Genomic DNA, 18,660 nt, shown 5'->3' with positions numbered 1-18,660 from the left:
CGCCTCGAGGACTGCTCGGATCGCGCTGTGGACAACGGATTCACGACGGTCGCCTGTGGACGGGAAGTGGCGCAGTCCAGGCTCTGCCAGCTGGCTCGGGGCGGCCTCTGCGGGCCTCCCCGGACGACCCGAGCGCCCCAGCGCGTGACCCCTCGACGCCAGCCCAGCGCGTGACCCCTCGGCCGCAGCCCAACGCGCGACCCCTCGGCGCGTGCCCAGCGCGCGACCCCTCGACACAAGCCCAGCGCGCGACCCCTCGACGCGAGCCCAGCGCGTGACCCCTCGACGCGAGCCCAACGCGTGACCCTCGGCCGCAGCCCAACGCGCGACCCCTCGGCGCGGGGGAGGGGTCAGTCGCGGCGGTGCGCCTCGGTGCCGCGGCGACCGGGAGCAGTGTCGTCCTCGGTGGGCTCCTTGGCCGGGTCGGTGTGGTTGCGCTGCGACTCCGGGTCCCGCTCGACGGCCTCGGCGACGGCGTGCTCGTCGAGGCCCTCGGCCGCGGGCACGCCGTCGGCCGAGGGCCCGACCTCGGGGGTGTGGGCGCTCACGGGGTGAACACCGTCTTCACCATGCCGTCCTCCTTCTTCTGAAAGGTGGCGTAGGCGTCCGGCGCCGCCTCCAGCGGGAGGTGGTGCGTCGCGAAGGTCTCGGTGCCGAGGGCGTCGGCCTCGTCGAGCAGCAGCGGCATGATCTCGTCGCTCCAGCGGCGCACGTTGGCCTGGCCCATGCGCAGCTGCACCTGCTTGTCGAACATCTGGAAGAGCGGCATCGGGTCGGTGGCGCCCCCGTAGACGCCCGAGATCGACACCGTGCCGCCGCGGCGGACCGCATCGATCGCGGTCATGATCGCCGCCATCCGGTCGACGCCGGCGTTCATCATGAGCGGCTCGGCGACCTTGTCGGGCAGCAGCCCGACGGCCTTCTGCAGCAGCTCCGGACCGGGCGAGCCGTGGGCCTCCATGCCCACCGCCTCGATGACGGAGTCGGCGCCGCGGCCGTCGGTGCGCTCGCGCACGTAGGCACCGACGTCGTTCACCTCGGACATGTCGATCGCCTCGCAGCCGTGGGCGCGCACGCGCTCGAGCCGCTCGGGCACGCGGTCGACCACCATCACCTGCAGTCCGCGGCGGCGGGCGATGCGCGCCGCCATGTCGCCGATCGGCCCGGCCCCCACGACGAGGACGGAGCCGTCGGTGGGCGGGTCGGCGTACTCGACGGCCTGCCAGGCGGTCGGCAGCACGTCGGAGAGGAAGAGGAAGCGGTCGTCCGAGGGCCCGTGCGGCACCTTGATCGGAAGGTTGTCGGCGAAGGGGACGCGCAGCATCTCGGCCTGGCCCCCGGGGACCTGGCCGTAGAGCTTGCTGTAGCCGAAGAGGCTGGCGCCCGTGCCGTGCTCGCGGTTCTGGGTCGTCTCGCACTGGCTGAAGAGGCCGCGGTCGCACATCCAGCACGTGCCGCAGCTGACGTTGAAGGGCACGACGACGCGGTCGCCCACCTCCAGCGTCTCCACCGCGCTGCCGACCTGCTCGACGATGCCCATGGGCTCGTGGCCGACGACGTCACCCTTGGTCATGAACGGCCCGAGCACCTCGTAGAGGTGCAGGTCGGAGCCGCACAGGCCGGTCGAGGTGATGCGCACGACGCAGTCGGTCGGCTGCTCGATCTGCGGGTCGGGCACCTCGACCACCTGCATGTCGCGCTGTCCCTGCCAGGTCACTGCCTTCACGTCTGCTCCCTCGTCGTGCTCGTGGGTCCGGTCGTGCTCGAGAGGTCCCGTACCCGTGCCCCGGGGGTCGCATGAGGCGCAGCGGGTACCCGTCGTCATGGACCTCGCCCTCGACCTGCTCCGCCACGGGTACGACGCCCTCGACGTCGGGCGTGCTCGCCACGGCGGCGCCGACACCTGGACCACCCGGCTGCTCGGTCGCCGCACGCTCGTGGTGCGCGGTCGCCGCGGGGCCGAGCTGTTCTACGACGAGACCCGCGTACGCCGTCGCGACGCCGTCCCGCCTCCGCTCGGCGCCCTGCTCTTCGGCCGCGGTGCCGTGCACGCGCTGGACGGGGACGAGCACCGGGCACGCAAGGGCGTGTTCCTCGAGGTGCTGCGACCTGCGCGGACCGAGCCGCTCGTGGCCCAGGTGTCCGACGAGCTCGCCCGCCGCTTCGCAGCCTGGGCCGACGACGGCGCGGACGGTCGGCCGCTGTTCGACGAGCTCGTCGACGTCTACGGCCGGGCGGTCCTGGCGTGGGCGGGGGTGCCCGCCTCCGACCGCGAGGCCGGGCGACGGGCGCGCGGCCTGGCGGAGGTGGTCGACGGCTTCGGCTTCGCGGGAGCGGCCTACGCGCGCGCGTGGGTGCAGCGGGTGCGGCTCGACCGCTGGGCCGCCGACCTGGTGCGCCGGGTCCGGGCCGGCGAGGTGGCGGTCGCCGAGGACACCGCGCTGCACGCCGTCGCGCTCGGCGGCGGATCCGGCCTGCCCGCGTCGATCGCGGGCGTCGAGCTGCTCAACGTCCTGCGGCCCACGGTCGCGTCGGCCTGGCCGGCCTCGCTCGCGGTGCTCGAGGTGGCACGCCACCCGGGTGCGCTCGACGCCTTCGCCGGCCCCGCGACGTCGGAGCAGGACGAGCGTCGCTGGGGGGCGGTGCACGAGGCACGCCGCCTGACCCCCTTCGTGCCCGCGCTGGCGGGGCGGCTGCGCGCCGACGTCGAGCACGACGGGGTGCGTGCGCGCGCAGGCGACCGGATCGTCCTCGACGTGCCCGGCACGATGCTCGACCCGGCGTGGTGGACCGACCCGGGGGCGTTCGCTCCCGAGCGCTACCACGGCGCCCCGCCCGACCCGTTCGCCTTCGTGCCGCAGGGCGGCGGCGACCCGGCCGACGGGCACCGCTGCCCGGGCGAGCCGCTGACCGTCGGGCTCGTGCGGGTGACGCTCGAGCGGCTCGCCGAGGCCGGGCTCGCGCCGACGCCCGGCGCGCTCGCCCCCGCAGGTGCGCGCGGCTTCGGCGCCGGCGTGGACCACCGCCGCATCCCGCCGCGGGTGCCCGGCGGCTGCCCCGTCGCCCGCCCCTGAACCGTGGGACCGGTCGACCCGGGGCCGGCCCGGGACCGGCCCGGGACCGGCCCGGGGCCGGCTGCGCCGGGCTCAGTCGCGGCGCACGTAGCGGTGCGTGCCGTCGCACCAGGGCAGCCGCTGGCTGCGGGCGCACGCACAGACCGCGACGACCGGACGCTCCACCGCGTGCTCCACGCCGTCGGGGTCGGCGACCGAGTCGGCCCCGCGCACCAGCAGCGGCCCGCCCGGCACCGGGCGGACGCTGACCTGCCCGCCGTCGCCGCGGCGCGGCCGACCGGCCGTGCTCACGCGACGCGCTCCCGCTCGTCGGCGCCCGCCTCGCGCTGCGAGGGCACGAGGGTCGGGCCGGTCGGGGCCGCCGTGGCCGTCGTGGCCGTCGTCGCCTCGGCCGGTCCTGCGGGTTCCAGCACGCCCCAGGCCTCCATGAGGACGCGGTTGGCGGCGCCGTCGACCACGAGGCACGCCGCCGCGCCGAGCAGGACGTCGTCGAGGAGGTCGGGCTCCTCCTGGACGAGCGCGCCGCAGATGTCGCCGAGCACGACCTGCTCGTGCACCGCGTCGGCCTCGACGTGCTCGTGGAAGTAGTCGGCGACCGCGTCGCCGAGCCCGACCCGCTCGATGCCGGCGGCGATCCGACGGCACGGGTCCGTGCTCGTGGCCTCGAAGGCCGCGAGGTGGCCGAGCGCGGCGCCGCGCAGCCGGTGGTGCAGCGCGAAGAGCGACATCACGTTGTTGGACGCCAGCGTGGCGGCCGAGGTCTCGGCGAGGTACGCGCCGTACGACGCGTCGAGCCCGGCGGCGCGGAGGGCCTCGGCGTAGAGCAGGCTGTGGAGGCGGTGCGGGCGGCCGCTGCCGTACTCGTCGTAGAGCAGCTCGGCGAGCGCGACCTTCGGGCGGCCGTCGACCCGCCCGAGCACGAACGCGCTCGGGTCGGACTCCTTGAGGTGGTAGAGGCTGCGCTCGCGCAGGAAGTCGAGCAGCTGCTCGCGGTCGGCCTTGCGCTGCAGGTGGCGCGAGAGCGGCGGGCCGTCGTCGGCCTCGACCAGGGCACCCAGCCGCTCCGCCACGCCGCCGCGGTCGGGCACCTCGGCCAGGGCGGGGGCGACCGCCTCGCGCACGGCGGCCTCGAAGGCGCGCTCGAGCGGCGCCCGGAAGGCCAGGACGGCCGGGTCCCACTCGGGGTCGGAGCCGGACGCGGTCGCCTCGACGGCGTCGTCGAAGCCGCGGTAGTGGAGCTCGTAGGCGGTCCACAGCGCGAGCTGCACGTCGTCGCCCCACACGTCGGTCCTCGGCCCGGCGAAGTCGTCCGCGCTCGGCGGCACGAGCTCGTCGGTGCGGCCGGTGCGCAGGGCGGTCACGAGGGCACTGCTGATCGGTCCGCGGGCAGCGGGCAGGCGCATGCGGGCTCCTGTCGGTGGTGGGTGTCAGGGGGGTCAGGACGGAGGAGGGTCAGGGCAGGGGGTCAGGGGTGGGCGCCTGCGCCGGCACGTGCGGGCCGTCGGCCGTGCGGCCGGTGCGGTCGCGGTCGTCGCGCGCGTCGGCGGCCTCCGCGGCCGCGGTGCCGGCGTCGAGGTCGTCGGGCAGGCCGCGCTCGGCCACCACCTGGGCGGCGAGGTCGCGCAGCTTGACGTTGCGCTCGTTGGAGAACCGCGCGAGCACCTCGAAGGCGGTGTCGAGGTCGAGGTCGTAGCGCTGCCGGAGCACGCCCTGGGCGACGCCGACGAGGTGCCGCGCCTCGACGGCCTGCTCGAGACCCGACCGCTCCCGCGCCGCGGCGAGGGCATTGGCGGCGTGGCGGGCGAAGACCTGCGCGATCCGCAGCTGGTCGGGGCCAAAGGCGCCGACGCGGCTGGAGTAGAGGTTGAGCGCGCCCAGCGGCTGGTGGCGGTCGTGGAGGGTGTCGGAGGGCAGCTGCACGCTCACCAGGCTGCGGACCCCGAGCTCGGCGGCACGCGGGCCCCACGACGGCCACCGCGGGTCGGTGGCGACGTCCTCGGCGAGGTAGTGGTCGACCTCGAGCGCCGCCTCCATGCAGGGCCCCTCACGCAAGGTGTACTGCAGCTCGTCGACCTGCTCGGCGAGCGGGTCGGAGGTGGAGACGCTCTCGAGCCGTCCGCGACGGCGACGCATCGTGATGCCGCACAGCTCGGTGGCGGGCACGACGGCGTGCACGCGTCGGCACATGAGGACGTAGATCGCCCGCTCGTCCTTCTCGGCGAGCAGCTCCTGGCTCAGCTCGGCGAAGGTGCTCACCAGGGGCCACCACACCGGCGGCGCCTGGTCCTGCCCGGTCGCGTGCGCGCGCGACGTCGGGACCGTGGAGGACATGGAGACGACGTACCCGCCCGGCCCGGGAGTCATGCGCGCGGTGCGCGCGCCCGGGCGGGGCGGGTACGTCGGGTGGTGCGGGTGCCGGTCAGCGGCGGGCGTGCGCCCGCTCGACGACGCGGCGCGGGCTGCGGCCGGCGGCCACGGTCGCCGCGGCCTCCTCGGCCTCGGGGGAGTCCTCGAGGGCCTTGCGCAGGTCGCGCATGATGCGGGTCAGCAGGCGCGACACCTGCATCTGGGTCACGCCGATCTCGTCGGCGATCTCCTGCTGGGTGCACTCGTCGAAGAAGCGCATCTGCAGGATGCGGCGGTCGCGCGCGGAGAGCTGGCGCACGACGGGCTGCAGCACCACGCGGGCCTCAGCAGCCTCGGTGTCGCGGTCGGGCGCGCCCAGCACGTCGCCGAGCGAGAGGCCCGAGTCGGCCCCGGTCGGCACGTCGAGCGAGGTCGGCGTGAAGCAGCCCTCCGCAGAGAGCGCCTCGCGCACCGTCGCCTCGTCCTCGCCCAGCGCGGCCGCGATCTCGGCCTCGGTGGGCACGGAGCCCTTGCGCTCGGCGAGGTTGTCGCGGGTCTCGATCGCGATGGCCTGGATCTCCTGGACCCGGCGCGGAGGGCGCACCGTCCAGCCGTGGTCGCGGAAGTAGCGCCGCAGCTCGCCGCGGATGGTGGGCACGGCGTAGGACAGGAAGTCGTGGTCCATGGAGGCGTCGAAGCGCTGCGCGGCGCGCACGAGCGCCATGCTCGCGACCTGCTCGAGGTCGTCGCGGGCCACGCCGCGCCCGCGGAAGCGGGAGGCGAGGCTGAGGGCGACCTCGAGGTTGAGCACGACGACCTCGTCGACGAGGCGGGCGCGCTCGGCCTCGTCGGTCGCCTGGTGGGCCTGCTCGAGCAGCTGACCGGTCAGCAGGCGCCGCTGGGCGCGCGGCAGCGTCTGCGTGCGGGCGGCCGGGCGCGTCGGCAGGACCCGCGGAGCCGGGGCGGCCCCGGTCGGCGTGTCGTCCGCGTCGGTGCTGGTGTGCGTGCTGGTGTGCGTGGTGGTGTCAGTGGGGGGAGCGACGTCGGTGACGACGCCGGTGTCGGTGCGGCGCATGGTGTACCCCGAGTCTCTGGGTGGCACGAGTCCAGCCGTTGGCTTCAGCAGGATGGGTGAGGGTCCGGCCGTGGTGCGGCGCTCCCCTCGGGCAGGCGTGGTGCTCTGCACGGTGGGCACGGTGGACGGACCTCGGTGAGGCAACCTCGAACGTAACGCAGGTCCAGACCACGGTCCACCCGTGCGGGGGCCTCCAAAGGGTGGTTCTGCCCCGGTCGGGTCCGGTGTGGTCGGGCGGACCCACTGCGCCACGGCGTCGAGGCCCCACCCGGCTGGGTGAGTGGTGGGTGGGGAGCATGCGGCACCCGGCGGGGGGTACCGGCGCGGTCCCCGCACGGAAGGCCCTCTCCATGGTCCCCACGCTCGCCGAGCCGTCCCGCCCCTCGTCCCGACCCGACCGGAACCCTGCCGGTCGGACCGCTGCTGCCGGCACCCCCGGCGGCTCACCCCGCGAGGCGCGACGCGGCGAGCCCGGAGCCGGTGTGCCGGTGCGCGTCGGCATCGTGGACGACTGCGAGCTGGTGCGCCGCGGCCTCGCCGGCATGCTGGAGGCGCACCGCCACCGCGTGCAGCTCGTGCGCTCCCCACGCCTGCGCGACGAGGTCGGCCCGGCGGTCGACCTGGTGCTCTACGACCCCGCCCTGCTGCCGGCCGAGGCCTGCGAGGAGGTCGAGCGACTCGCCCGCCGACGGGGCGCGCGCGCCGTCGTCTTCACCTGGAACCCTGATCCCCAGCCCACCCGCGGCGACGGCGCGGTCGCACCGGTGCTCTCCAAGTGCTGGGACGCCGAGCAGATGGTCTCCCAGCTCGAGCGGGTCGCCGAGGCCGATGCCGCGTCGAGCCGCCCGGCACGACCCGGGCCCGGCGCCGCATCCGGCCCGTCCGGCGTCGCTGCACCCAGCGGAGGCGCGCCGGGCGCTCCCGCCGCTCCCGGTCGGGGCGCCCGCGGGCGTCGTACGGCTCGCGACCTGCCGGGCGGCCTGACCGAGCGCGAGGCGCAGATCATCGACCTGATCAGCCGCGGCCTGTCCAACGACGAGGTCGCCCGCGCCTGCTACCTGTCCATCAACTCGATCAAGACCTACATCCGCACCGCCTACCGCAAGATGGGCGTCACGCGGCGCTCCCAGGCCGTCGTGTGGGGTCTGGAGCACGGTCTCGGTGGCCCGGACAGCCCCGTCACCCCGGTGCCCGGCCTGCCCTCGATCCCCGGTCAGCGCCCGGGCTGAGCGGGGGCGCGCGGGCGGGCCCCGAGCCCACCGGGCCGCCCGCGGGGGGCTCAGGCAGTGCGGTGGGGGAGCCGCACGAGGTCGAGCACCCGCTGCGCCGGGCTGCCGACCTCGGCGAGCAGGGTGGTCTGCCCGACGCCGACGCGGTCGTCGCGGCGCAGCGCCTCGCTGAGCACCTGCACCGCCGCGCTGCACAGCAGCGTGACCTCGGAGAGGTCCACGACGAGCTCGGACCCGGCGCCGCGCGGTGCGGCGAGCAGGGCCGACTCGAGCTCGGCCGTGGCGGCGAGGTCGAGCTCGCCGTAGGCGCGCACGGTGGTGCGGTCGCCGCTCGAGGTCTCCTCGAGGTCGAAGTCGCCGACGTGCTCGTCGTCGTAGCCGCCCTGGCCGGTCAGCAGGGTCGCGGCGCGCTGGGCGTGGTGGGTGAGCACGACGCGCGTGCCGCCCTCGCGGCCGACCACGGCGAGGTCGTCGACGAGCGCGGCCGCCATCGCCAGGCCCCGGCCCCGGTCGCCGCGCGCGGTCGAGCGGGCCACGGGCGGTCGCCAGCGACCGTCGTCGCGCACCTCGAGGTCGAGCCGGCCGTCGCGGCGCACGCGGCCTTCCACCGTGACGGTGCCGGAGCGCGACGGCACCGGGACCGGGCCGTGGTCGGGCTCGCCCTCCTCGGCGAAGGCGTGCTCGACGGCGTTGGTGACGATCTCGTGGGCGGCGTGGGTGAGGGCCATCGCGTCGGCATCACCGACGCCTAGGTCCTCGAGCCACTCCGTGATCGCGGCGCGCGCCTCCCGGACGTCCTGACGGCGCCCGGCCTCGACGTCGATGACCAGCTCGAGGTGCGGCGCCGGGCCGGGTCCGCCTTCGCCGTCGCGACGCTGCACGGCCAGCACCGAGATGTCGTCGGCGTAGCCGGTGCGGCGCGTCAGCCGGTCGAGCACCTCCTCGCACACGGCGTCGGCGCCGGTGCTGCCGCGCGCGTGTCGCCCGCCCACGGCGTCGCGCGCCTCGCGAGCGGCGGTGACGAGCTCGAGCGAGCTGTGCGGGGCGGTGCGACCGGGGCGCTCCACCAGGCCGTCGGAGTAGAGGACGAGCAGGTCACCGGGGTCGAGGTCCTCGCGGACCTGGTGGAAGGGCAGGCCGCTGCCGAGCGTGCCGGAGCCCGAGCCGGGCAGGAAGCGCGGCTGGCCCGTCGCCGGGACGACGAGCGGCGGCGGGTGGCCGGCGGTGACGTAGTCGACGCGGTCGGCGTCGGCGGAGAGCACGGCGAGCACCAGCGAGGTGGACGAGGCCGCGGGGTCGGCCCGGGCGTAGCGGTCGAGGAACTCGACGGCGCGCAGCGGGTCGCCGTGCTCGCAGACCGCCGCGCGCAGCACGGCGCGCAGCTGACCCATGACGGTGGAGGCGGCGACGCCGTGGCCGACCACGTCGCCGACGGCCAGTGCGACCCGGCCGTCGTCGAGGACGAGGGCGTCGAACCAGTCACCGCCGGCGCGGGTGTCGCCCTCGGCCAGCAGGTAGCGGGCGGCGACGTCGACGTGGGGCAGGATCGGCACCCCGTGGGGGAGCATGGCGTCCTGCATGGCGACGACCAGCTCGCGCGCCCGGGCGTACTTCGACTCGGCGTGGCGCGCGCGCTGCTCGGCCTCGAGGCGGGCCTCGACGCGCTCGGTGACGTCGGCGGCGTAGACGTCGACGCCGACCAGGGCGCCGTCGTCGTCGTGCACGGGGGCCAGCACGGAGTCGAGCCACAGCCCGCGCCCGCCCGCGACGACGACGTGGCGCTCGACCGACGAGGCAGGCTGCCCCGTGGCGAGCACGCGCTCGATGGCCGGGAGCAGCCGCTGCTCGCCGTCCTCGCTCAGCACCTCGCGGGCCGGCCGGTCGAGGAGGTCCTCGGTGCCCACCAGTGCGCGGTAGGCGGCGTTGGCCGCGGCGAAGCGGAGGTCGGCACCGCGCAGGCGTGCGAGCGCCACGGGCATCGCCTCGAACGCCTCGCCGGCCGCCAGGGTGTCCTCGCGGTCCGCAGCGCCTCCGCTGCGTGTCACTGCGCCTCCTCCAACCACGTCGCACCTGGGCGGGTCGTCGGGGAGGTACCGCCGGGAACCGGGCCCCAAACCCGCTGCCGCCGAGTGTGCCGGACGGGTGGCCGCAGGGGTGAGGTGGACCCGCCGCGGGCCGGCGGGCGCCGCGACGCAGAGGCGGTCAGGCAGTCGTGTAGGTGAGGCAGTCGGCCTCGGCGCCCGACCAGCCGATCGTCACCGACTCCGCGCTGCACATCAGGTCGCGGTTGTGCGCGCAGTCGGAGCGCTGGCAGGCACCGACGTGCGAGCGCACCGTGGGAAGCCCGCCGTCGGAGTCGAGGGAGACGAAGGTGGCGCAGGTGGCGTGGCCGTTGCTGCCGCCCACCGTGATGGCGTCGGCGGCGCAGTGCTCGTCGTGGTTGTAGGAGCAGCTCTCGACGCTGCAGGTCGAGACGTCGGCAGTGAGGGTCATGGACACCACGGTGCCCCCGCGGGCGGGGGCTGTCCAGCAAGGTGAGGCTGGCCTCAACGGCTTGCGGAACGGCTCCGCCCTCAGGCATGGTTAGGCAAGCCTTACCTCTCCTGCTCGGTGCTCTCGCCGGGCCGACCGCTGCGACGCCTCCCGGAGGTAGACCCGTGACCAGCACCCCCGCGCCCCGCGACCCCGCCCGCCGCGACGCCGTACGCCGCTCGCGCCGCGCCGCGTCCGCCGCCGGGGCCGACCGGGTCGCCGCCGACCTGCCGTCGCTCCCGTCGCCCGCCGAGCGCGTGCGCTCGGTGCTCGCCGCGGCCACCGGCATCACCGTCGGGGTCGCCGCGGCGCAGCACCCGGTGCACCGCCACGTGGTCGACCTCGACGGGTCGCTGCTCTTCCTGGCCCCGGAGGGCTCGGCCGCGGCCGCGTTCGCGGCGATGCCCGGCCTGCCGGCCGTCGAGGCGACGGTGACCGCGACCGACCTGGCCGACCTGCCCTTCGCCGACCGCGTGCGCGGTCGCGTGCACCTGACCGGCAGGCTCGGGCCCGCGTCGGGGCCGGTCCACCCCGCGCTGCTCGCCCACCTGCAGGGCGACGGCGACGCCCCGCTCTCGCACCTCGTGCGGCTGCAGCCGACGAGCGCGTCGCTGCAGTGGCGCGTCGAGGTGCCCGAGGGTCCGGCCGCGGCGGCGTGGCGCGAGGTGCCCGTCGCCGACGTGCGGGCCGCCCGCGCGGACGCCTTGATCGGCTCGGCCGCCGCCTGGCTGACCCACCTCGCCCGCGACCACGGCGAGGCGCTGCGGGCGCTCGCCGAGTCGGTGCGCCCGGGGTCGACGGCCGCGGGCACGCCCCGCCCCCTGCTCGTGGACCGGCACGGCCTGGTCCTGCGCCCGGCCACGGGCCCCGACCTGCGCCTGCCCTTCGACCGCCCGGCGACCACCCCCCGCGAGGCCGCCCTCGCGCTCGGCCGGCTGGCGGGCGTCGTGGCGCCCCGTCCCTGAGCCCGCTCCCGCCGCCGCGTGCGCGCGCGCCGATGGCCTAGGGTCGGCGGGGTGACGACCTCGCCTGTCCGCCCGGTCCGGGCCGCCCTCGCGGCCGTCGCCCTCGCAGGCCTCCTGCTCACCGGCTGCAGCGGCGACGACCAGGACGGCCCCGGGGCGGTCGCGCCGCCTCCCGGCGAGATCGAGGACCTCGGCGGCCCCGGCGTGCCGCAGGAGTGGCTCGACCACTGGTGCGACACCCGCGACCTGGCCGACGCCGACGCGGCCGTCGAGCTGCTGGGCGAGCCCACGAGCACCGTGCCGGAGGGCTCGGACGGCGGCGAGCAGCTGCTGTGGGAGCACGACTCGGGCGTGGTGCTGACCCTCGTGACCGGCCCCGACGGGGCGCTGGTCGACCGCAGCAGCTCGGTGCCGTCGGACCAGACCGACGAGGTGCGCGAGGCCCTCGCCTGCGGGTGACGCCGGTCCGGACCACCGCACGCGGAGCGTGACCCGGCCCGTCGCCGCCTCGTTGGGCGGGCATGGGAGACGGAGTGCTGCGGACGCTGGCCTGGGCCTGGCTGCCCGCCCTGCTCGTGGTGCTGGTCGCGGTCGGCACCGTGCGCTGGGCCGAGGCGCCCGGCGGCCCGCTCGGCGGCGCCGGGGCGTCGCGCTGCTCGACCTCCGACCTCACGGCTTTCCTCGGCTGCCCCTGACGCACAGGAGCGCCCCGGGGCGGTGCCCCGAGGCGCTCCCCGCTGCCTGCTGCGCCCGCGCCTCAGCGGCGGCGGCGCAGCAGCGAGCGCACGCCGCGCCCGATGGCTGCGTCGGTGCCCGCGGTGCCGGCGCCGCGCATCCCGCCCACGCCCCCGGCGGGGCGACGTGCCGGGCGGGCGCCGACGGCGCCTCCGCGGCCTCGACCGAGCAGTCCGCTCGCGATCCTGGTCAGTGCGGTCATGGTGGGTCTCCCTTCCCTGGGGGCCGTGGTGGTCCCGTCGTCGGGAGGTACCCGCCGGGCCGCGCCGCACGCGGACCCGCCCGACGTCAGCGCAGGACGAGCTCGCCGCCCTCGACGACCGCGGCCTTGGCGGTGCGGGCCTCGCGCGCGTCGCTGGTGAGCGCCTCGAGCACGACCTCGACCACCCGCGACGACGGGTACGGCGCGGGCAGCCGCGGCGGCTCGCCTGCGAGCGCGCGGGTCTCGAGGTCGGTGTCGAGGTGCGGCGGGCGCACGTCGAGCACGCGGAAGGAGCGGCGCTCCTCGCGACGCACCACGTCGAGCCAGGCGGAGAGCGCGGCCTTGGCGGCGGAGTACTCCGCCATCCCCGCGGTCGGCAGGTCGGCGAGCACGGCGGAGAGCACCACCGCGACGCCCTCCCCGCCCGGGGCCTCGGTCAGGTGCGGTCCGGCGGCCCGCACCAGCGCCATCGGACCGAGGGCGTTGACGGCGAGCAGCTCCTCGGCGACCGCGGGGTCCGCCTCCACGGCGCGGCCGAAGCCCGCGACGCCCACGGTCACGACCAGCAGGTCCAACCCCCCGAGCGCGGCCACCGCCTGCTCGACCGTCGCCGCGCAGGCGTCGGTGTCGACCACGTCGAGCGTCAGCCCCTCGGTGCCGAGCTCGGCGGCCACGGCGGCGACCCGGTCGGGGTCGCGCCCGGCACCCACCACCTGCGCCCCCTGCGCGTGCAGGGCCCGGGCGAGCGCACCCCCCAGTGCCCCCGACGCCCCGCAGACCAGGACCTTCGCACCCTCGAGCCGCACCGCCGCCTCCTCGCCCGGGCCCGGTGGCCCGCTCGTCGCCTGCGACCGTAGCCAGCACCTGGGTGCCCCCGCGGCGTCGTGGGTGCCGGGACGCGGTCGGCCGCCTCCTCGCCCCCGCGACCGGCTGGCCTAGGGTCGGCCGGGTGCGCCCCGACCCCGTCCCGACCCCCGCCCCAGCCGCTGCCCGAGCCCCCGCCCCGACCCCTGCCTCGGGCCCCACCCCGGCCGGGCTCGCCTCGAAGGTGAGCGCGGACTCGGGGCTGCTGTGGACCGAGCCGGGCGCGTGGCCGGTGGCCGAGGGCGTCCACCGCATCCCGCTGCCGCTGCCGATGGACGGCCTGCGGGCGGTCAACGTCTACGTCCTCGAGACCGAGGAGGGTCTGACGCTGGTCGACGGCGGCTGGGCGATCCCGGAGTCGCGCACGCTGCTCGAGTCGTGCCTGCGCTCGATCGGCCACGACCTGCGCGACGTCACCCGCTTCCTGGTCACCCACGTGCACCGCGACCACTACACGCAGGCGGTGACCGTGCGGCGCGACCTCGGCCTGGCGCGGGTCAGCCTCGGGCTGGGCGACAAGCCGACGCTCGACCTGGTGCGCGCGGCCGCGGAGGGCGGGTTGTCGGAGGACCCCGCCGCGGCGCAGCTGCGGGCCGCCGGCGCCCACGACCTCGCCCGCGCCTGGGGCATGGTGCTCGGCGACGAGGAGCCCGACGAGGCCCTCTTCTCCTACCCCGACGACTGGCTCGACGGGGACCACACCGTCGCGGTCGGTTCGCGCACGATCGACGCCGTCGCGACCCCCGGGCATACCCAGGGCCACTTCGTCTTCGCCGACCGCGCGGCGGGCCTGCTCTTCGCGGGCGACCACGTGCTGCCCCACATCACGCCGTCGATCGGCTTCGAGCCGGTGCCGGCCGAGCTGCCCCTGGGCGACTACCTCGCCTCGCTCACGAAGGTCCGCGGGCTGCCCGACGCCCGGCTGCTGCCGGCGCACGGCCCGGTCGTCGCCAGCGCCCACGCGCGCGTCGACGAGCTGCTGGCCCACCACGAGGAGCGCCTCGCCCGGTGCGCCGCGGCGGTGCGCGGCGGGGCGGCCACGGCGCTCGAGGTCGCCCGGGTGCTGCCGTGGACGAGCAGGGACACGGCGTACGCCGACCTCGGCGTCTTCGACAGCGCCCTCGCGGTGATGGAGACCCAGGCGCACCTGCGCCTGCTCGTCGCCCGCGGCGAGGCGACGGCCGAGACCGACGCGGAGGGCGCGGTGGGCTACGCGCTGGTGCCCGCGGCCGGCTGAGCGGGCCGGCGCATCGGCAGGTGGCCGATGCCGTCCTCGAGGAACTCCGGTCCGGTGACCTCGAAGCCGAAGCCGGCGTACCAGTCGGCGAGCGGCGACTGCGCGTCGAGCCGCACCTCGCGCTGCTCGAGGCCCTCGAGCGCGGTCCGCAGCAGCAGGTCGGCGAGGCCCTGCCCGCGCGCCGAGCGGTCGAGCAGCACCCGCCCGACGCGGGCGTGGTCGCCCTCGTCGAGCACCCGCGCGTAGCCGACGAGGCCGCCGTCGCGCTCCAGCAGCAGGTGCCGCGTCGAGGGCTCGAGGTCGCGGCCGTCGAGGTCGGGGTAGGGGCACTCCTGCTCGACGACGAAGACGTCCTGGCGCAGCCGCCACACGGCGTACGCCGTGCGTGCGTCGAGGTCGTCGAAGCCGACGTCGCGGACGGTCGGGCCGGGGGTCGGGGTCACGGCGCACACCCTACGAGCGCAGGGCTACGCTGGGCGGCACAGACAGGGGAGCACGCGCGAGCGTGCTGAGAGTGCGGACCAGCCGCAGACCCTCCGAACCTGCTCCGGCTAGCACCGGCGAAGGGAGTCCACGATGCGCCTGCCCGCGCGCGCCCGCACCACGACCACGCTCACCAGCGGACTGCTGACCGCAGCCCTGCTCAGCGCCTGCACCCTCACCGGAGGGGGCGGTGACGAGGCGGCGCCCGCCTCCGACCCGACCGGCTCCGCCGGCCGACCGACCGGCGAGGTGGTGCTCGTGACCCACGAGTCCTTCGCGCTGCCCGAGGAGCTCGTCGCCGACTTCGAGGCCGAGAGCGGCCTGCAGCTGACCCAGCGCGCGAGCGGCGACGCCGGCACGCTGACCAACCGGCTGGTGCTGACCAAGGACAGCCCCACCGGCGACCTCGCCTTCGGCGTCGACAACACCTTCGCCTCCCGAGCCCTGGAAGAGGGCGTCTTCGCCGAGTCCTCCGTCGCGCTGCCGCCGGGCGCCGAGGCCTACGCACTGGAGGAGGGCGGCGACCGGTTGCTGCCCGTCGACAACGGCAACGTCTGCGTCAACGTCGACACCGCGTGGTTCGAGCGCGAGGGCCTCGAGCCGCCGCAGACGCTCGACGACCTCGTCGACCCGCGCTACCGCGACCTGCTGGTCACCCCGGGCGCGCCCACCAGCTCGCCCGGCCTGGCCTTCCTGCTGAGCACGGTGGCCGAGTACGGCGACGACTGGCCGGACTACTGGCGCGACCTCGTCGACAACGGCGCCGAGGTCGTGCCGGGCTGGTCGGACGCCTACTACGTCGACTTCACCGCGGGCGGCGGCGACGGCGCACGCCCGATCGTCGTGTCCTACGACTCCTCCCCGGCCTTCACCCTCGACGGCCGGGGCGGCACGACCACCGCGGCCCTGCTCGACACCTGCTTCCTGCAGGTCGAGTACGCCGGGGTGCTCGAGGGCGCCGACAACCCCGCCGGCGCCGAGGTCGTGCTCGAGTGGCTGCTCTCGCCCGAGGTGCAGGCCGCGCTGCCGGAGTCGATGTACGTCTTCCCGGTGCGCGACGACGTCGAGCTGCCCGCCGACTGGGCGCGCTTCGCGGAGCGCCCGGAGACCCCCTACGAGGTGGACCCGGCGGAGGTCGCGGAGAACCGCGACGACTGGCTGCGCACGTGGACGGACGTCGTCACCGGGTGACCCCGTGACGGGGCAGGGCGCGGCGGGCCGGCTCCTCGGCCTCGCCGCGCTCGCGGTGGTGCCGGTGGCGGTGCTGGGGGTCTTCTTCCTGCTGCCCGTCGCGGGCATGCTCGACCGCGGCTTCCGTCCCGACGGGGCCTGGGACCTCGGCGGCGTGCTCGACGTGCTCGCCCGCCCGCGCACCCGGCGGGTGCTGTGGTTCACCCTCTGGTCGGCCGCGGCAGGCACGGCGCTGGCGCTGGCGCTGGGCCTGCCGGCGGCGTACGCCCTGCACCGGTTGCGCTTCCCCGGCGTGCGGGCGCTGCGGGCCGGGGTGCTCGTGCCGTTCGTGCTGCCGACCGTGGTGGTCGGCGTGGCCTTCCGCCAGCTGCTCGGCGAGGCCGGGCCGCTCGGCGGGCTGGGGCTCGACGGCACGCCGGTCGCGATCGTGGCGGCGCTCGCGTTCTTCAACGTCTCGGTGGTCGTGCGGGCCGTCGGCGCGGCGTGGGAGGGGCTCGACCCGCGGCCGGCCGAGGCGGCGGCCGCGCTGGGCGCGACGCCGTGGCAGGTGCTGCGCACCGTCACGCTGCCCGCGCTGCGGCCCGCGGTGGTCGCCGCCGGCAGCGTGGTCTTCCTCTTCTGCGCGACCGCCTTCGGCGTCGTGCTGACGCTCGGCGGCCTGCGCTACGCGACCGTCGAGACCGAGGTCTACCTCCTGACGACCAACCTGCTCGACCTGCAGGCCGCGGCCGCGCTGTCGGTGCTGCAGCTGCTCGTCGTGAGCGTGCTGCTGGTGCTCGCCCAACGGCTGCGGTCGGGGGTGCCGGCCAGCGGTCAGCGCCAGCTCGCCCGCCCCCGGCGACCGCGCCCGGCCGACGCGCCGGCGCTGGTGGTCACCGGGCTCGTGGTGGTGCTGGTCGCCGGGCCGCTCGCGACGCTGCTCGCGGGCTCGCTGCGCGCCGACGGGGCGTGGACGCTGCGGCACTACCGGGCGCTCGGGTCGGTCGAGGCCACGCCCGCGCTGCTCGTGCCGGTCACCGAGGCGCTCGCCACGTCGCTGCGCACGGCGGTCGACGCGACCTGGATGGCGCTCTCGCTGGGGCTGCTCGTCGCCGTGCTCGTCACCCGGCGGTCGCGCTCACGGGCCGAGCGGCGGGTGCGCGCCGGACTCGACGCGCTCTTCGTGCTGCCGCTCGGGGTCTCCGCGGTGACCCTCGGCTTCGGCTTCCTCATCACCCTCGACCGGCCGCCGCTCGACCTGCGCGACAGCCCGCTGCTGGTGCCGCTGGCCCAGGCGCTGGTCGCCCTCCCGCTGGTGGTGCGCACCGTCGCGCCGGTGCTGGCGGCCGTGGACGACCGCCAGCGCCAGGCGGCGGCGACACTCGGCGCCGCCCCGTGGCGCGCGCTGCTCGTCGTCGACCTGCCGGTCGTGCGGCGACCGGTGCTCGCGGCGGCCGGCTTCGCCTTCGCCGTCTCGCTGGGGGAGTTCGGCGCCACCTCCTTCCTCGCGCGCGAGGAGAGCCCAACGCTGCCGGTCGTGGTCTTCCGTCTGCTCGGCAGCCCCGGCGAGGGCAACCTGGGCGCCGCGCTCGCCGGGTCGGTCGTGCTGGCCGCCACCGTCGCCGTGGTCGTGCTCGCGGTCGAGCGGCTGCGGGTGCCGAGCGTGGGAGCGTTCTGAGGTGGGCAGCGCGAGGACGGCGGTCGGGGTGCGGCTCGAGGACGTGACGGTGGCCTACGACGGCCGGACGGCGCTGGCGGGCGTCTCGCTCGACCTGCCGGCGGGCGAGGTGCTGGCCGTGCTCGGCCCGTCGGGCTGCGGCAAGTCGACGCTGCTGCGCGCCGTCGCGGGACTCGAGCCGCTGGCCGCGGGCCGGGTGCTCGCCGCCGGCGACGACGTCTCCCGCGTGCCGACCCACCGGCGCGGCTTCGCGCTGATGTTCCAGGACGGGCAGCTCTTCGGCCACCTCACGGTGGCGCGCAACGTCGCCTACCCCCTGCGCCTGCGCCGCGCCCCGCGCGCCGAGGTGCGGCGGCGGGTGGGCGAGCTGCTCGACCTCGTGGGGCTCGGCACGCACGCCGACCGGCTGCCGGCCACGCTCTCGGGCGGCGAGCGGCAGCGGGTCGCGCTGGCCCGGGCGCTGGCGACCGACCCCCGCCTGCTGCTGCTCGACGAGCCGCTCTCGGCGCTCGACGCCGGGCTGCGCGAGCGCCTCGCGCTCGACCTGCGGGCCATCCTCCGCGAGGCCGGCACCACGGCGCTCACGGTCACGCACGACCACGACGAGGCCTTCACCGTCGCCGACCGGCTCGCCGTGCTGCGGGCGGGCCGACTGGTGCAGGAGGGTCCGATCGCCGACGTCTGGGCCCACCCCGCCGACGCCGACACCGCCCTCTTCCTCGGCTACGCCCGGGTGCTCGTCGGCGATCCCGCCCGGCGCGTGCGCGCGGCGGCCGCGGGAGGGGCGACGGTGGGGAAGGGCGACGCCGGGCTCGCGCTGCGGCGCTCCGCGCTCGTCGTACGGCCGGACGGCGGGCTGGTGGGCACCGTGCTGTCGGCGCGGGCGACCCCCGAGCAGGTGCGGCTGGAGGTCGAGCTCGACGGCGTCGGGCCCGTCGACGCCGTGGCCCCGCTCGGTTCGAGCGCCGCCGCCGGCGAGCGCGTCGCCCTCGCGCTCGATGTGACGAGGGTCGCCGCGCTGCCGGGCTGAACTCGTTCGGAGCCGGCAGGTGCCGCTGGCTATGGTGAGC

At 76.8% G+C, this 18,660-nt stretch carries 20 protein-coding genes and 1 riboswitch; of the genes, 9 read left to right on the top strand and 11 right to left on the bottom strand.

Features of this window, described 5'->3' with window-relative positions:
• Window positions 1-350 precede the first annotated feature (350 nt).
• The gene (locus tag BJ989_RS00840; protein WP_179516604.1) at window positions 351-548 is read right to left on the bottom strand and encodes a hypothetical protein; all 198 of its coding nucleotides are present in this window, start codon (window positions 546-548) and stop codon (window positions 351-353) included.
• A complete protein-coding gene (locus BJ989_RS00835) occupies window positions 545-1,726 on the bottom strand; it encodes an alcohol dehydrogenase catalytic domain-containing protein (protein ID WP_179516603.1) in 1,182 nt (393 codons plus the stop codon). Before BJ989_RS00835 ends, BJ989_RS00840 begins: the two co-directional genes overlap by 4 nt.
• Before the next feature lie 97 nt (window positions 1,727-1,823).
• Here BJ989_RS00835 and BJ989_RS00830 point away from each other — a divergent pair, with 97 nt between their 5' ends.
• Window positions 1,824-3,074 carry a cytochrome P450 gene (locus BJ989_RS00830; RefSeq protein WP_179516602.1) on the top strand — a complete coding sequence of 417 codons (1,251 nt, stop codon included), beginning with the start codon at window positions 1,824-1,826 and terminating at the stop codon, window positions 3,072-3,074.
• Window positions 3,075-3,146: 72 nt separating this feature from the next.
• On the opposite strand, the gene BJ989_RS00825 is transcribed toward BJ989_RS00830, so the two are convergent.
• The 4 genes from BJ989_RS00825 to BJ989_RS00810 form a co-directional block, all read right to left on the bottom strand.
• The gene (locus tag BJ989_RS00825) at window positions 3,147-3,365 is read right to left on the bottom strand and encodes a CDGSH iron-sulfur domain-containing protein (RefSeq protein WP_179516601.1); all 219 of its coding nucleotides are present in this window, start codon (window positions 3,363-3,365) and stop codon (window positions 3,147-3,149) included.
• Window positions 3,362-4,477, bottom strand: a complete 1,116-nt coding sequence (locus BJ989_RS00820) for an iron-containing redox enzyme family protein (protein WP_179516600.1) — start codon at window positions 4,475-4,477, stop codon at window positions 3,362-3,364. The genes BJ989_RS00825 and BJ989_RS00820 overlap by 4 nt, the downstream gene beginning before the upstream one ends.
• Before the next feature lie 49 nt (window positions 4,478-4,526).
• Complete coding sequence (locus BJ989_RS00815) at window positions 4,527-5,405, bottom strand: GAF and ANTAR domain-containing protein (protein WP_179516599.1); 879 nt, start codon at window positions 5,403-5,405, stop codon at window positions 4,527-4,529.
• Window positions 5,406-5,493: 88 nt separating this feature from the next.
• On the bottom strand, window positions 5,494-6,495 hold the full coding sequence (locus BJ989_RS00810; RefSeq protein WP_246283375.1) for a sigma-70 family RNA polymerase sigma factor: 1,002 nt from the start codon (window positions 6,493-6,495) through the stop codon (window positions 5,494-5,496).
• A 488-nt stretch (window positions 6,496-6,983) separates the two neighbouring features.
• Between BJ989_RS00810 and BJ989_RS17295 the strand changes: the two genes are divergently transcribed.
• Window positions 6,984-7,724: a response regulator transcription factor gene (locus BJ989_RS17295; RefSeq protein WP_343048967.1), complete on the top strand. Its 741-nt coding sequence runs from the start codon at window positions 6,984-6,986 to the stop codon at window positions 7,722-7,724.
• 50 nt (window positions 7,725-7,774) lie between these two features.
• Here BJ989_RS17295 and BJ989_RS00800 read toward each other — a convergent pair whose 3' ends face one another.
• Both BJ989_RS00800 and BJ989_RS00795 read right to left on the bottom strand, forming a co-directional pair.
• On the bottom strand, window positions 7,775-9,769 hold the full coding sequence (locus BJ989_RS00800) for a SpoIIE family protein phosphatase (RefSeq protein ID WP_179516597.1): 1,995 nt from the start codon (window positions 9,767-9,769) through the stop codon (window positions 7,775-7,777).
• A gap of 157 nt (window positions 9,770-9,926) precedes the next feature.
• A complete protein-coding gene (locus tag BJ989_RS00795; protein WP_179516596.1) occupies window positions 9,927-10,217 on the bottom strand; it encodes a DUF1540 domain-containing protein in 291 nt (96 codons plus the stop codon).
• Between the two features lie 164 nt (window positions 10,218-10,381).
• Between BJ989_RS00795 and BJ989_RS00790 the strand changes: the two genes are divergently transcribed.
• From BJ989_RS00790 to BJ989_RS00780, 3 genes are all read left to right on the top strand, one after another.
• Window positions 10,382-11,221 (top strand): DUF2470 domain-containing protein, encoded by an 840-nt coding sequence (locus BJ989_RS00790; RefSeq protein ID WP_179516595.1) that lies wholly within the window; start codon window positions 10,382-10,384, stop codon window positions 11,219-11,221.
• A gap of 51 nt (window positions 11,222-11,272) precedes the next feature.
• Window positions 11,273-11,680, top strand: a complete 408-nt coding sequence (locus BJ989_RS00785; RefSeq protein WP_179516594.1) for a hypothetical protein — start codon at window positions 11,273-11,275, stop codon at window positions 11,678-11,680.
• 62 nt (window positions 11,681-11,742) lie between these two features.
• Entirely contained in the window at window positions 11,743-11,916 is a 174-nt protein-coding gene (locus tag BJ989_RS00780) for a hypothetical protein (protein WP_179516593.1), read from the top strand.
• A gap of 62 nt (window positions 11,917-11,978) precedes the next feature.
• On the opposite strand, the gene BJ989_RS00775 is transcribed toward BJ989_RS00780, so the two are convergent.
• A complete protein-coding gene (locus BJ989_RS00775; protein WP_179516592.1) occupies window positions 11,979-12,158 on the bottom strand; it encodes a hypothetical protein in 180 nt (59 codons plus the stop codon).
• An 86-nt stretch (window positions 12,159-12,244) separates the two neighbouring features.
• On the bottom strand, window positions 12,245-12,964 hold the full coding sequence (locus BJ989_RS00770; protein ID WP_179516591.1) for an SDR family NAD(P)-dependent oxidoreductase: 720 nt from the start codon (window positions 12,962-12,964) through the stop codon (window positions 12,245-12,247).
• A gap of 143 nt (window positions 12,965-13,107) precedes the next feature.
• On the opposite strand from BJ989_RS00770, the gene BJ989_RS00765 reads away from it, so the two are divergent.
• Complete coding sequence (locus tag BJ989_RS00765) at window positions 13,108-14,259, top strand: MBL fold metallo-hydrolase (RefSeq protein WP_343048965.1); 1,152 nt, start codon at window positions 13,108-13,110, stop codon at window positions 14,257-14,259.
• Here the strand turns inward: BJ989_RS00765 and BJ989_RS00760 are convergent.
• Window positions 14,232-14,702, bottom strand: coding sequence for a GNAT family N-acetyltransferase (locus BJ989_RS00760; protein ID WP_179516590.1), 471 nt, complete (start codon window positions 14,700-14,702; stop codon window positions 14,232-14,234). The genes BJ989_RS00765 and BJ989_RS00760 overlap by 28 nt on opposite strands.
• A gap of 34 nt (window positions 14,703-14,736) precedes the next feature.
• Window positions 14,737-14,845, top strand: a riboswitch (TPP riboswitch).
• Here BJ989_RS00760 and BJ989_RS00755 point away from each other — a divergent pair.
• The 3 genes from BJ989_RS00755 to BJ989_RS00745 all read left to right on the top strand — a co-directional run bounded on the left by BJ989_RS00755 (window position 14,836) and on the right by BJ989_RS00745 (window position 18,620).
• The gene (locus BJ989_RS00755) at window positions 14,836-15,933 is read left to right on the top strand and encodes a thiamine ABC transporter substrate-binding protein (RefSeq protein ID WP_179516589.1); all 1,098 of its coding nucleotides are present in this window, start codon (window positions 14,836-14,838) and stop codon (window positions 15,931-15,933) included. It overlaps the preceding riboswitch by 10 nt.
• Before the next feature lie 4 nt (window positions 15,934-15,937).
• Window positions 15,938-17,590: an ABC transporter permease gene (locus BJ989_RS00750; RefSeq protein WP_343048964.1), complete on the top strand. Its 1,653-nt coding sequence runs from the start codon at window positions 15,938-15,940 to the stop codon at window positions 17,588-17,590.
• Between the two features lies 1 nt (window position 17,591).
• Complete coding sequence (locus tag BJ989_RS00745; RefSeq protein ID WP_179516588.1) at window positions 17,592-18,620, top strand: ATP-binding cassette domain-containing protein; 1,029 nt, start codon at window positions 17,592-17,594, stop codon at window positions 18,618-18,620.
• Window positions 18,621-18,660: the final 40 nt, after the last annotated feature.

The sequence above is a fragment of the Nocardioides perillae genome (assembly GCF_013409425.1).
Classification (GTDB): Bacteria; Actinomycetota; Actinomycetes; order Propionibacteriales; family Nocardioidaceae; genus Nocardioides; species Nocardioides perillae.
The sequence above is the reverse complement of the archived record's forward strand: the minus strand, read 5'-3'. Positions and strand labels throughout refer to the sequence as shown.

Bases quoted from the DNA above. Each gene is read 5' to 3' on its own strand.
- BJ989_RS00795 (WP_179516596.1), bottom strand. From the start codon at position 10,217: ATGACCCTCACTGCCGACGTCTCGACCTGCAGCGTCGAGAGCTGCTCC.
- BJ989_RS00775 (WP_179516592.1), bottom strand. From the start codon at position 12,158: ATGACCGCACTGACCAGGATCGCGAGCGGACTGCTCGGTCGAGGCCGC.
- BJ989_RS00820 (WP_179516600.1), bottom strand. From the start codon at position 4,477: ATGCGCCTGCCCGCTGCCCGCGGACCGATCAGCAGTGCCCTCGTGACC.
- BJ989_RS00755 (WP_179516589.1), top strand. From the start codon at position 14,836: ATGCGCCTGCCCGCGCGCGCCCGCACCACGACCACGCTCACCAGCGGA.
- BJ989_RS00815 (WP_179516599.1), bottom strand. From the start codon at position 5,405: ATGTCCTCCACGGTCCCGACGTCGCGCGCGCACGCGACCGGGCAGGAC.
- BJ989_RS00810 (WP_246283375.1), bottom strand. From the start codon at position 6,495: ATGCGCCGCACCGACACCGGCGTCGTCACCGACGTCGCTCCCCCCACT.
- BJ989_RS00780 (WP_179516593.1), top strand. From the start codon at position 11,743: ATGGGAGACGGAGTGCTGCGGACGCTGGCCTGGGCCTGGCTGCCCGCC.
- BJ989_RS00830 (WP_179516602.1), top strand. From the start codon at position 1,824: ATGGACCTCGCCCTCGACCTGCTCCGCCACGGGTACGACGCCCTCGAC.